The 11,751-nt window shown below is 59.9% G+C and carries 11 protein-coding genes; 9 read left to right on the forward strand and 2 right to left on the reverse strand.

Translation table 11 applies throughout. The features are described 5' to 3' along the window. The first annotated feature begins 77 nt into the window (after positions 1–77). The 3 genes from cgtA to LIX91_RS16335 all read left to right on the forward strand — a co-directional run bounded on the left by cgtA (position 78) and on the right by LIX91_RS16335 (position 3,007). Positions 78–1,301, forward strand: a complete 1,224-nt coding sequence (gene cgtA / locus LIX91_RS16325; protein ID WP_002551973.1) for an Obg family GTPase CgtA — start codon at positions 78–80, stop codon at positions 1,299–1,301. 89 nt (positions 1,302–1,390) lie between these two features. Further along, on the forward strand, positions 1,391–2,509 hold the full coding sequence (gene proB / locus LIX91_RS16330) for a glutamate 5-kinase (RefSeq protein ID WP_003414708.1): 1,119 nt from the start codon (positions 1,391–1,393) through the stop codon (positions 2,507–2,509). A 27-nt stretch (positions 2,510–2,536) separates the two neighbouring features. Continuing rightward, positions 2,537–3,007 (forward strand): CreA family protein, encoded by a 471-nt coding sequence (locus LIX91_RS16335; protein WP_003318791.1) that lies wholly within the window; start codon positions 2,537–2,539, stop codon positions 3,005–3,007. Positions 3,008–3,180: 173 nt separating this feature from the next. Here LIX91_RS16335 and rpsT read toward each other — a convergent pair whose 3' ends face one another. Then, complete coding sequence (gene rpsT, locus LIX91_RS16340; protein ID WP_003344603.1) at positions 3,181–3,459, reverse strand: 30S ribosomal protein S20; 279 nt, start codon at positions 3,457–3,459, stop codon at positions 3,181–3,183. A gap of 250 nt (positions 3,460–3,709) precedes the next feature. Here rpsT and murJ point away from each other — a divergent pair, with 250 nt between their 5' ends. From murJ to ispH, 6 genes are all read left to right on the forward strand, one after another. Beyond that, a complete protein-coding gene (gene murJ, locus LIX91_RS16345; RefSeq protein WP_003403539.1) occupies positions 3,710–5,248 on the forward strand; it encodes a murein biosynthesis integral membrane protein MurJ in 1,539 nt (512 codons plus the stop codon). Positions 5,249–5,380: 132 nt separating this feature from the next. After that, entirely contained in the window at positions 5,381–6,307 is a 927-nt protein-coding gene (gene ribF, locus LIX91_RS16350; RefSeq protein ID WP_003371105.1) for a bifunctional riboflavin kinase/FAD synthetase, read from the forward strand. 20 nt (positions 6,308–6,327) lie between these two features. Then, entirely contained in the window at positions 6,328–9,159 is a 2,832-nt protein-coding gene (gene ileS, locus LIX91_RS16355) for an isoleucine--tRNA ligase (protein ID WP_226488785.1), read from the forward strand. Continuing rightward, complete coding sequence (gene lspA / locus LIX91_RS16360; protein ID WP_003403535.1) at positions 9,152–9,658, forward strand: signal peptidase II; 507 nt, start codon at positions 9,152–9,154, stop codon at positions 9,656–9,658. Before ileS ends, lspA begins: the two co-directional genes overlap by 8 nt. Next, a complete protein-coding gene (locus LIX91_RS16365; RefSeq protein ID WP_003318786.1) occupies positions 9,651–10,127 on the forward strand; it encodes a peptidylprolyl isomerase in 477 nt (158 codons plus the stop codon). The genes lspA and LIX91_RS16365 overlap by 8 nt, the downstream gene beginning before the upstream one ends. A gap of 58 nt (positions 10,128–10,185) precedes the next feature. Continuing rightward, positions 10,186–11,133, forward strand: a complete 948-nt coding sequence (gene ispH, locus LIX91_RS16370) for a 4-hydroxy-3-methylbut-2-enyl diphosphate reductase (RefSeq protein ID WP_003408433.1) — start codon at positions 10,186–10,188, stop codon at positions 11,131–11,133. A gap of 5 nt (positions 11,134–11,138) precedes the next feature. On the opposite strand, the gene LIX91_RS16375 is transcribed toward ispH, so the two are convergent. Further along, on the reverse strand, positions 11,139–11,639 hold the full coding sequence (locus LIX91_RS16375) for a GspH/FimT family pseudopilin (protein WP_226488786.1): 501 nt from the start codon (positions 11,637–11,639) through the stop codon (positions 11,139–11,141). Positions 11,640–11,751: the final 112 nt, after the last annotated feature.

Consider the following 11,751-nt stretch of genomic DNA (forward strand, 5'->3'; position numbering starts at 1 on the left):
ATCGCAACGCTCATTTTTGCAAGAGTCTTATGTAATTTATGTGGTTCTGCTCGTCCCTGTGGCGGGAGGCGTGCGTTATGAAATTTGTAGATGAAGTATCCATTCGAGTAAAAGCCGGTGACGGCGGCAACGGCTGCATGAGCTTCCGCCGCGAAAAATTCATTGAAAACGGTGGTCCCAACGGTGGTGATGGTGGTGATGGCGGCTCGATCTTCATGGTCGCCGACGTCAACCTGAACACGCTGGTCGACTACCGTTACACCCGTCACTTCGACGCCGAGCGCGGCTCCAACGGTGGCAGCGCCGACTGCACCGGTCGCAAGGGTGAAGAGCTGGTACTGCGTGTGCCGGTCGGGACCACCATCATCGACGCCACCACTCAGGAAATCATCGGTGACCTGACCAAAGATGGTCAGCGCCTGATGGTTGCCCAGGGCGGCTGGCACGGTCTGGGTAACACCCGATTCAAGTCCAGTACCAACCGCGCTCCGCGCCAGACCACGCCGGGCAAGCCTGGTGATCAACGTGATCTCAAGCTCGAGCTGAAAGTGTTGGCCGACGTCGGCCTGCTGGGTCTGCCGAATGCCGGCAAGAGCACTTTCATCCGTTCGGTGTCTGCGGCCAAGCCAAAGGTTGCCGACTATCCGTTCACCACGCTGGTGCCAAACCTGGGCGTGGTCAGTGTCGATCGCTGGAAAAGCTTTGTGGTTGCCGACATTCCAGGTCTGATCGAGGGTGCATCCGACGGCGCGGGCCTGGGGATTCGCTTCCTCAAGCACCTGGCGCGTACCCGTCTGTTGCTGCATCTTGTCGATATGGCGCCGCTGGATGAAAGCAGCGCTCCGGATGCGGCCGAAGTGATCGTCAACGAACTGGAGAAATTCAGCCCGTCGCTGGCCGAGCGTGATCGCTGGCTGGTGCTGAACAAGTGCGATCAGATTCTCGAAGAGGAGCAGGAGGCGCGCAAGCAGGAAATCGTCGATCGTCTGGAGTGGACCGGCCCTGTTTACGTGATCTCTGCCATTGCCAAAGAAGGCACCGAGCAGCTGACTCGCGACATCATGCGTTACCTCGAAGAGCGCAGCCAGCGTATCGCCGAAGAGCCTGGTTACGCCGAAGAGCTGGCCGAGCTCGATCAGCGCATCGAAGATGAGGCCCGTGCCCAGTTGCAGGCGCTGGACGATCAGCGTGCCCTGCGTCGCAGCGGCGTGAAGAGCGTGCATGACATCGGTGACGATGACTGGGATGAAGAAGACGTGGACGATGAAGACGGTCCGGAAATCATTTACGTCCGTGACTGATCGCTTGAAGTAAACTTGAACGCCGCTACGATTGTCAGCGGCGTTTTTGTATCCCGAATTTGAAAATCTCTGGCTAGGGTTGGAAGAAGATGCGCAGCAAAGTGACGGGCGCCCAGCGCTGGGTTGTGAAGATTGGCAGTGCCTTGCTGACGGCTGATGGCAAGGGCCTGGATCGCAACGCCATGGGTGTTTGGGTGGAGCAGATGGTGGCGCTGCACGAGGCGGGTGTCGAGCTGGTACTGGTGTCTTCCGGGGCGGTGGCTGCCGGCATGAGCCGTCTTGGCTGGACGGCCCGACCCAGTGCCATGCACGAGCTTCAGGCTGCTGCGGCGATTGGTCAGATGGGCTTGGTACAGGCGTGGGAATCGAGCTTTGCCGAGCATGGCCGGCATACCGCGCAGATCCTTCTGACCCACGACGACCTGTCGGACCGCAAACGCTACCTGAATGCCCGCAGCACCCTGCGCACACTGGTCGAGCTTGGGGTTGTGCCAGTCATCAACGAAAACGACACAGTGGTTACCGACGAAATTCGTTTCGGCGATAACGACACGCTGGCGGCGCTGGTTGCCAATCTGGTCGAGGCTGATCTGCTGGTCATCCTGACCGACCGTGACGGCATGTTCGACGCCGATCCGCGCAATAACCCGGAGGCGCAGCTGATTTACGAAGCGCGTGCCGATGATCCGGCGCTGGATGCAGTGGCCGGTGGTACGGGCGGTGCGCTGGGGCGTGGCGGCATGCAGACCAAGTTGCGTGCAGCGCGTCTGGCGGCGCGTTCCGGTGCGCATACTGTTATCGTCGGCGGGCGCATCGAGCGCGTTCTGGCGCGGCTCAAGGGTGGTGAGCGGTTGGGTACGCTGCTGTCCCCTGAGCGTGGCATGCTCGCAGCGCGCAAGCAGTGGCTGGCAGGGCACCTGCAGACCCGCGGCACGCTGGTGCTGGATGATGGCGCGGTTGCGGCGCTGGCCAGGGATCACAAAAGCCTGCTGCCGGTGGGTGTCAAGCTGGTCCAGGGCAGCTTCCGGCGTGGCGAGATGGTGGTATGCGTCGCCCCGGACGGTCGCGAGATCGCTCGTGGCCTGAGTAACTACAGTGCCATCGAAGCCCAGAAAATCATTGGTCACTCTTCCGAATCCATCGTGCGCGAGCTGGGCTATATGGCCGAGCCCGAGCTGATTCATCGGGATAACCTGATCCTCGTCTGACTCAAGGCTGCAAAAAAGGACTATTTGATGCGTTTCATGAAAGGTTTATTGGCCGCTGCGTTGCTGATGCCGGTGCTGGTCTCGGCCGAAGAGATCGGTCAGGTGTCGACCGTGTTCAAGATGGTCGGGCCCAACGATCGAATTGTGGTCGAGGCGTTTGATGATCCCAAGGTGGACGGGGTGACGTGCTACCTGTCACGCGCCAAGACGGGCGGCGTGAGGGGTGGTCTGGGGTTGGCCGAGGACCGTGCCGAGGCGTCCATCGCCTGTCGTCAGGTTGGGCCTATCCGCTTCAAGGAAACCCTCAAGGACGGCGACGAGGTGTTCAAGGAGCGTACTTCGCTGGTCTTCAAGACCATGCAGGTGGTGCGTTTCTTCGACAAGAAGCGCAATGCACTGGTGTACCTGGTCTACAGCGACCGGGTCATCGAAGGCAGCCCGCAGAATGCCGTGACCGCCATTCCGATCCTGCCATGGACAACCGCGCCTGCGCCTTGAGTCTATAGCAGGATAGTTACAGGGCTATCGTTCCTCACGCTCCGGCGTGGGAATACCTTTCGTGACGCTCTGCGTCACGGGTTTGCGCCGCGCCGCGCGTCTGCGTTTCCCACTACTTTCCAGCAGGCAATAAAAAACCGACCCTGAGGTCGGTTTTTTAACAAGCGGGTCGCTTAGGCTGCAGCAGCAAGGCTCAGAGCCTTGATGTGACCGTTCAGACGACCTTTATGGCGAGCAGCCTTGTTCTTGTGGATGATGCCTTTATCGGCCATACGGTCGATAACAGGAACAGCCAGAACATAAGCGGCTTGCGCTTTTTCTGCGTCTTTTGCGTCGATGGCTTTAACTACATTCTTGATGTAGGTACGAACCATGGAACGCAGGCTGGCGTTGTGGCTGCGACGCTTCTCAGCCTGTTTTGCACGTTTTTTGGCGGAAGGTGTGTTGGCCACCGTCGAGCTCCTCGAAAGACTTTGTGAAATAGCAAACAAAATAGGCCGCGAATCATGCCGATGAGTTGAAGTCTTGTCAAGGGCAGTTAAGGTGTTCCGCTGAGTGGTTGCTACATTTGACTGGAGGATTTATTTCCGGCCTGTGACCTGTAAACTCGCGGCCTTTGCTTCGGGCGTTTTTGCGGCGCGAAGTATTGCATAAATGGCTGGCTTTATCGCCCATCCTTTGCCGAGGCGCACAACTCTTTCAATGAATCTACTCAAGTCACTCGCCGCCGTCAGCTCTATCACCATGGTTTCCCGGGTTTTGGGCTTTGTACGCGACACCATCATCGCGCGCACTTTCGGTGCCGGAATGGCCACGGATGCGTTCTTCATTGCCTTCAAACTGCCCAATCTGCTGCGCCGTATTTTTGCCGAGGGTGCCTTTTCCCAGGCATTCGTGCCGATCCTGGCCGAATACAAGAGCCAGCAGGGGGAGGAGGCGACGCGTACCTTCATTTCCTATGTCACCGGGCTGCTGACCCTGGCGCTGGCGCTGGTGACGCTGCTCGGGGTGATCTTTGCGCCCTGGGTGATCTGGGCCACCGCGCCGGGCTTTGTCGACACCCCGGAGAAATTCGCGCTTACCTCGGATCTGCTGCGGGTGACCTTTCCTTATATATTGCTGATCTCCCTGTCCTCGATGGCCGGTGCGATCCTCAATACCTGGAACCGCTTCTCGGTGCCGGCGTTCGTGCCCACGCTGCTCAACGTCAGCATGATTTTCTTCGCGCTGTTCCTGACGCCGTATTTCGATCCGCCGGTCATGGCGCTGGGCTGGGCGGTTCTGGTCGGCGGTCTGCTGCAACTGCTTTACCAGCTGCCGCACCTGAAAAAGATCGGCATGCTGGTGCTGCCGCGCCTTAATCTGCGCGACACCGGGGTCTGGCGGGTAATGAAGCAGATGCTGCCCGCCATCCTTGGCGTTTCTGTCAGTCAGATTTCTCTGATCATCAACACGATCTTTGCCTCGTTCCTCGTCGCCGGCTCGGTGTCATGGATGTACTACGCCGACCGCCTGATGGAGCTGCCTTCCGGCGTGTTGGGCGTGGCGCTGGGTACGATTCTGCTGCCGATACTGTCCAAAACCTATGCGCAGCGGGATCGCCAGGAATACTCGCGGATTCTCGACTGGGGGCTGCGGCTGTGTTTCGTGCTGGTGCTGCCTTGCACCCTGGCGCTGGGGCTGCTCGCCGAACCGTTGACCGTTTCGTTGTTTCAGTATGGTAAATTCGACGCACTCGACGCGGCCATGACCCAGCGTGCGTTGGTCGCCTATTCGGTCGGGTTGCTGGGGATCATCCTGATCAAGGTGCTGGCCCCCGGCTTTTATGCTCAACAAAATATCCGCACCCCGGTGAAAATCGCGATCTTCACCCTCATAGTGACTCAATTGCTCAACCTGGCCTTCATCGTGCCCTTGCAGCATGCCGGTCTGGCGCTGGCGATCAGTGTGGGGGCGTGCATCAATGCCGGGTTGCTGTTCTGGCAGTTGCGCAAGCAGGATCTGTTTCAGCCGCAGCCTGGCTGGACGAAGTTCCTGTTCAAGCTGGTGATTGCCGTCGCGGTGATGTCGGCGGTGCTGCTGGGGCTCATGCATGTCATGCCGGCGTGGGACGAAGGTCATATGCTGGAGCGTTTTCTGCGTCTGGGTGCTCTGGTTGCAGCCGGCGTCGTGACCTATTTCGCCATGCTTCTTTTATTAGGCTTCCGCCTCCGGGATTTCGCCCGCAAAGCCATTATGTAGGGCGCGTCGCAGAGGTTGATCTTCGGTTTTTGTCGCCACACGCCGAGAACCTTCATCCGGTCTTGGTGTGTTGCCTGTCGTCCACGGCCGTGTGTGGTTATAATCGGCCACTTTATGAGCAAGAAGTGCGTTATGCAGCTGGTTAGAGGCCTTCACAACCTGCGCCCCGAACATCGGGGCTGCGTCGCCACGATTGGCAATTTCGACGGCGTTCATCGCGGCCACCAGGCTATCCTGGCGCGCCTGCGCGAGCGTGCCGTCGAATTGGGTGTGCCCAGTTGTGTGGTGATCTTCGAGCCGCAGCCGCGTGAGTTCTTTGCGCCCGAAACGGCGCCGGCACGTCTGGCCCGTCTGCGTGACAAGCTCGAACTGCTGAGTGCCGAAGGCGTTGACCGGGTACTTTGCCTGTCCTTCAATCAGCGTCTGTGCAAGCTCAGCGCGGCGAGTTTCGTCGAAACCGTGCTGATCGACGGCCTGGGTGTTCAACACCTCGAAGTGGGCGACGATTTTCGTTTCGGCTTCGACCGGGTCGGTGACTTCGACTTCCTGCAACAGGCCGGCACGACGTATGGTTTTACTGTAGAAGCGGCGCAGACCGTTGAAATAGATGGCATCCGTGTCAGCAGCACCAAGGTGCGCAAGGCTCTGGCTGCGTCGGACTTTGCCCTGGCCGAGCGCATGCTCGGTCGTCCGTTCCAGATAGCCGGGCGGGTATTGCACGGCCAGAAGCTGGCCCGTCAGTTGGGTACGCCCACCGCCAACGTGCAACTCAAGCGTCGTCGTGTGCCGCTGAGCGGGGTCTATCTGGTCAGCACCGAGATCGATGGCAAAGCCTGGCCGGGGGTCGCCAACATCGGCGTACGCCCGACGGTAACGGGTGATGGCAGTGCCCACCTTGAAGTGCATCTTCTGGATTTTGCCGGCGATCTTTATGACCGGCGTTTGACGGTGGCTTTCCACCACAAGCTGCGTGATGAGCAGCGTTTCGCCTCACTGGAGGCGCTCAAGACGGCGATCAATGCGGACGTCGCCGCCGCCCGTGCCCATTGGCATGGCTAACCGCTAAACAAGAGCCTGAAATGACTGACTATAAAGCCACGCTAAACCTTCCGGACACCGCCTTCCCTATGAAGGCCGGCCTGCCCCAGCGCGAGCCGCAAACTCTGCAGCGCTGGGACAGCATTGGCCTGTACCAGAAGCTGCGCGAGATTGGCAAGGATCGTCCCAAGTTCGTTCTGCACGACGGTCCTCCGTACGCCAACGGCAATATTCACATCGGTCATGCGGTCAACAAGATTCTCAAGGACATGATCCTGCGTTCCAAGACCCTGGCGGGCTTCGATGCCCCGTATGTGCCGGGCTGGGACTGCCATGGTCTGCCGATCGAGCACAAGGTCGAAGTGACCCACGGCAAGAACCTCTCCGCAGACCGTACGCGTGAGCTGTGCCGCGCTTATGCGTCCGAGCAGATCGAAGGCCAGAAGTCCGAATTCATCCGTCTGGGCGTGCTCGGCGACTGGAGCAACCCGTACCTGACCATGAACTTCGCCAACGAAGCCGGAGAAATCCGCGCGCTGGCCGAGATGGTCAAGGGCGGTTTCGTCTTCAAGGGCCTCAAGCCGGTCAACTGGTGTTTCGATTGCGGCTCGGCACTGGCTGAAGCCGAAGTCGAGTATCAGGACAAGAAGTCCTCGACCATCGACGTGGCGTTCCCGATCGCCGACGAAGCAAAACTGGCAGCCGCATTCGGCGTGCCGTCGCTGGGCAAGCCTGCGTCCATCGTGATCTGGACCACCACACCGTGGACGATCCCGGCCAACCAGGCGCTGAATGTCCATCCGGAATTCGAATACGCACTGGTCGATGTTGGCGACAAACTGTTGGTACTGGCCGCCGAACTGGTCGAAAGCTGCCTGGCCCGTTACAAGCTGGAAGGTATCGTCATCGCGACCACCACCGGTCAGGCGCTTGAGCTGATCAACTTCCGCCATCCGTTCTACGACCGCCTGTCGCCAGTCTATCTGGCTGACTACGTCGAGCTGGGTGCGGGCACGGGGATCGTGCACTGCTCGCCTGCCTATGGCGTAGACGACTTCACTATCTGCAAACAGTATGGCCTGAGCAACGACGACATCATCAGCCCGGTGCAGAGCAACGGTGTGTATGTCGAGTCGCTGGAGTTCTTTGGTGGCCAGTTCATCTTCAAGGCCAACCAGAACATCATCGACAAGCTGGTCGAAGTCGGCAGCCTGATGGACACCGAAACCATCAGCCACAGCTACATGCATTGCTGGCGCCACAAGTCGCCCTTGATCTACCGCGCCACCGCGCAGTGGTTCGTGGGCATGGACAAGCAGCCTGAGAGCGGCGAGACCCTGCGCAAGCGTGCGGTCAAGGCCATCGAAGACACCGAGTTCGTGCCGGCGTGGGGGCAGGCGCGCCTGCACTCGATGATCGCCAACCGTCCTGACTGGTGCATTTCGCGTCAGCGCAACTGGGGTGTGCCGATTCCGTTCTTCCTGCACAAGGAAAGCGGCGACCTGCACCCACGTACCGTCGAACTGATGGAAGAAGTGGCGCAGCGTGTCGAGAAGGAGGGCATCGAGGCCTGGTTCAAGCTCGACGCCAGCGAGTTGCTCGGTGACGAAGCCGGCAAGTACGACAAGATCTCCGACACCCTGGACGTCTGGTTCGACTCGGGCACCACGCACTGGCATGTGCTGCGCGGTTCGCACCCGATGGGCCATGAAAGCGGTCCGCGTGCCGACCTGTACCTGGAAGGCTCGGACCAGCATCGCGGCTGGTTCCACTCCTCACTGCTGACCGGCTGCATGCTGGACGATCACGCACCGTATCGCGAGCTGCTGACCCACGGGTTCGTGGTCGACGAGAACGGCCGCAAGATGTCCAAATCGCTGAACAACGTGGTAGCGCCGCAGAAGGTCAACGACTCGCTGGGTGCCGACATCATGCGCCTGTGGGTATCGGCGACCGATTATTCCGGCGAGATGGCGGTTTCCGACCAGATCCTGCAGCGCAGCGCCGACGCCTATCGTCGTATCCGCAACACTGCACGCTTCCTGCTCTCCAACCTGACAGGCTTCAACCCGGCGACCGACATCCTGCCCGCCGAGGAAATGCTCGCGCTGGACCGTTGGGCCGTGGACCGCACCCTGCTGCTGCAGCGCGAGCTGCAAGAGCATTACGGCGAATACCGTTTCTGGAACGTGTACTCGAAGATCCACAACTTCTGCGTGCAGGAGCTGGGTGGTTTCTACCTCGACATTATCAAGGATCGTCAGTACACCACGGCGGCCAACAGCACCGCGCGTCGTTCGTGCCAGACGGCACTGTTCCACATCTCCGAAGCGCTGGTGCGCTGGATCGCGCCAATCCTGGCGTTCACCGCCGACGAGCTGTGGCAGTTCCTGCCCGGCGAGCGTAACGAATCGGTGATGCTCAACACCTGGTACGAAGGCCTGACCGAAATGCCTGCCGACTTCGACATGGACCGCGCCTACTGGGAGCGGATCATGGCGGTGAAGACCTCGGTCAACAAGGAAATGGAAAACCTGCGCGCTGCCAAGGCCATTGGCGGCAACCTGCAGGCCGAAGTGACCCTGTACGCCGAGGAGTCGCTGGTGGCTGACCTGTCGAAGCTGAGCAACGAGCTGCGCTTCGTGCTGATCACCTCGACAGCCAGTGTGGCACCGTTCGCATCCGCGCCAGCCGATGCCGTGGTCACCGAAGTTGCCGGCTTGAAGCTGAAAGTGCTCAAGTCCAGTCATGCCAAGTGCGCCCGTTGCTGGCATCACCGCGAGGATGTAGGGGTGAATCCCGAGCATCCGGAAATCTGCGGCCGTTGCGTAGACAACATCAGCGGTGCAGGCGAGGTCCGTCACTATGCCTAACGCCTCGTTTGGCCGTCTGGCCTGGCTGTGGTTGAGCGTGCTGGTTCTGGTCATTGACCAGGCCAGCAAGTATTACTTCGAGAACGCGTTGAGCCTGTATCAGCAGATCATCGTGATTCCCGACCTGTTCAGCTGGACCCTGGCCTACAACACCGGTGCCGCCTTCAGTTTTCTGGCTGACGGTGCCGGCTGGCAGCGCTGGTTGTTCGCCCTGATCGCAGTGGTGGTCAGCGCTGTGCTGGTCGTCTGGCTCAAGCGTCTGGGGCGTGATGACACGTGGCTGGCCGTTGCACTGGCGCTGGTATTGGGCGGCGCATTGGGCAACCTCTACGACCGTATCGTGCTGGGCCACGTGATCGACTTCATTCTGGTTCACTGGCAGAACCGCTGGTACTTCCCGGCCTTCAACGTCGCCGACAGCGCGATCAGCGTCGGCGCAATCATGCTGGCGCTGGACATGTTCAAGAGCAAGAAAACCGGAGAGACCGTCAATGACTGAGCAATCTTCGACTCAAGGCTCGTCTGACGAGCTGCGCATCGGTCAGAATACGCAGGTCACTCTGCACTTCGCCCTGCGTCTGGAAAACGGCGATACCGTCGACAGCACCTTCGAAAAGGCTCCGGCCACGTTCAAGGTCGGTGACGGCAACCTGCTGCCTGGCTTCGAAATGGCGATTTTCGGTTTCAAGGCGGGCGATAAAAAGACCGTCGAGATTCTGCCGGAAAACGCCTTTGGTCAGCCCAACCCACAAAACGTGCAGATCATGCCACGCTCGCAGTTCGTGGGCATGGAACTGTCCGAAGGGTTGCTGGTGATCTTCAATGACGCCGCCAATACCGAGTTGCCAGGCGTGGTGAAAGCGTTCGATGACGAGCAGGTCACCATCGACTTCAATCACCCGCTGGCAGGCAAGACTCTGAGCTTTGAAGTGGAAATCTTCGAAGTGAAGGCGATTCTGGCTTCCTGACCTTCGCCGTAAAGCCCGGCCCAGGCCGGGCTACCCCGTACCAATCATGAGGCACCGCATGCAAATCAAACTCGCCAACCCCCGCGGCTTTTGTGCCGGAGTGGACCGCGCGATCGAAATCGTCAATCGCGCTCTGGAAGTGTTTGGTCCGCCGATTTATGTGCGCCATGAAGTCGTTCACAACAAATTTGTCGTCGAAGACCTGCGCTCTCGCGGTGCGATCTTCGTCGAAGAGCTGGATCAGGTGCCGGATGACGTCATCGTTATCTTCAGCGCCCACGGTGTTTCCCAGGCTGTGCGTACCGAGGCGGCAGGCCGTGGTCTGAAAGTGTTCGATGCTACCTGTCCGCTGGTTACCAAGGTGCATATCGAGGTCGCCCGTTACAGCCGTGATGGCCGCGAGTGCATCCTGATCGGCCACGCCGGTCACCCGGAAGTCGAAGGCACCATGGGTCAGTACGACGCCGCCAACGGCGGTGCGATCTATCTGGTCGAGGACGAAGAGGATGTTGCCAGCCTGCAGGTGCGCAACCCTGAAGCCCTGGCCTTCGTCACCCAGACCACCTTGTCCATGGATGACACCAGCCGGGTGATCGATGCCTTGCGCACGCGCTTCCCGGCCATTGGCGGGCCGCGCAAGGATGACATCTGCTACGCCACGCAAAACCGTCAGGACGCGGTCAAGCAACTGGCCGACGAATGCGATGTGGTGTTGGTGGTGGGCAGCCCGAACAGCTCCAACTCCAATCGCCTGCGCGAGCTGGCCGAGCGCATGGCGACTCCGGCGTACCTCATCGACGGCGCCGAAGACATGCAACGGGGCTGGTTCGACGGTGTAGAGCGTATCGGCATCACTGCGGGCGCTTCGGCCCCCGAAGTGCTGGTGCGCGGCGTGATCCAGCAATTGCAGGCCTGGGGCGCGACCGGTGCAGATGAGCTTGCCGGCCGCGAGGAGAACATCACCTTCTCGATGCCCAAGGAATTGCGCGTCAAGTCGCTGCTCTGAGGCTATTAGCCACACAGCGCTGCATCGATTTTCGTGTCCTCGACCCTCACGCGCCCGGCCGGTGCGACTATCACTCGATAGTTGCTCACCGGCTGGTCTGCGGCACACACGTGCAACGTCCTGGCGGTTCTGCGCCGCAACGTCCCCAAACCATTGAAACTGATCTCCTCCACACGCTTGCGGTTATCGACCACTCGCGCTGTGCCGCTATTGGCGCGTTCTATCAGCACCGGATCGTTTTCGTCGGGACCTTTGCCATCTGCGTCGAGTATGATCCTCCAGCCGTTGCTCCAGTCGTTCTCGATGGCATGAAGCGTAACGATCTGGTTGCGCGTGACTGCGGCCGCTCTCGCCGAGCGAATGCCGCTGGCCAGCTCCCGGGCGGTTGCAAGGCCACGGCTGGAATCGATGAGATCCTTGAAAGACGGGGTTGCGACGTTGGCCAAAATGGCCACCAGTGCAACGACGATCAATAATTCGACCAGTGTGAATCCTGCATGCTTCATATGCTTTCCTCCCTGGAAACCGCCGTTTCAATACACTGCGGGCGTTCGTCGTGGCAAAACAACCGTACGTCCCGCTATGGATTTTCCAGCGGCGTTGCTGCCTTATAGTCGT

Origin of the sequence: Pseudomonas sp. B20, from assembly GCF_020515755.1 — a bacterium.
In the GTDB taxonomy this organism is placed as follows: domain Bacteria; phylum Pseudomonadota; class Gammaproteobacteria; order Pseudomonadales; family Pseudomonadaceae; genus Aquipseudomonas; species Aquipseudomonas syringae.

Coding starts and splice junctions, on each gene's coding strand:
- LIX91_RS16375 (WP_226488786.1), bottom strand. CDS start 11,639: ATGAAGCATGCAGGATTCACACTGGTCGAATTATTGATCGTCGTTGCA.
- proB (WP_003414708.1), top strand. CDS start 1,391: ATGCGCAGCAAAGTGACGGGCGCCCAGCGCTGGGTTGTGAAGATTGGC.
- lspA (WP_003403535.1), top strand. CDS start 9,152: ATGCCTAACGCCTCGTTTGGCCGTCTGGCCTGGCTGTGGTTGAGCGTG.
- LIX91_RS16365 (WP_003318786.1), top strand. CDS start 9,651: ATGACTGAGCAATCTTCGACTCAAGGCTCGTCTGACGAGCTGCGCATC.
- ribF (WP_003371105.1), top strand. CDS start 5,381: ATGCAGCTGGTTAGAGGCCTTCACAACCTGCGCCCCGAACATCGGGGC.
- ispH (WP_003408433.1), top strand. CDS start 10,186: ATGCAAATCAAACTCGCCAACCCCCGCGGCTTTTGTGCCGGAGTGGAC.
- murJ (WP_003403539.1), top strand. CDS start 3,710: ATGAATCTACTCAAGTCACTCGCCGCCGTCAGCTCTATCACCATGGTT.
- cgtA (WP_002551973.1), top strand. CDS start 78: ATGAAATTTGTAGATGAAGTATCCATTCGAGTAAAAGCCGGTGACGGC.
- LIX91_RS16335 (WP_003318791.1), top strand. CDS start 2,537: ATGCGTTTCATGAAAGGTTTATTGGCCGCTGCGTTGCTGATGCCGGTG.
- ileS (WP_226488785.1), top strand. CDS start 6,328: ATGACTGACTATAAAGCCACGCTAAACCTTCCGGACACCGCCTTCCCT.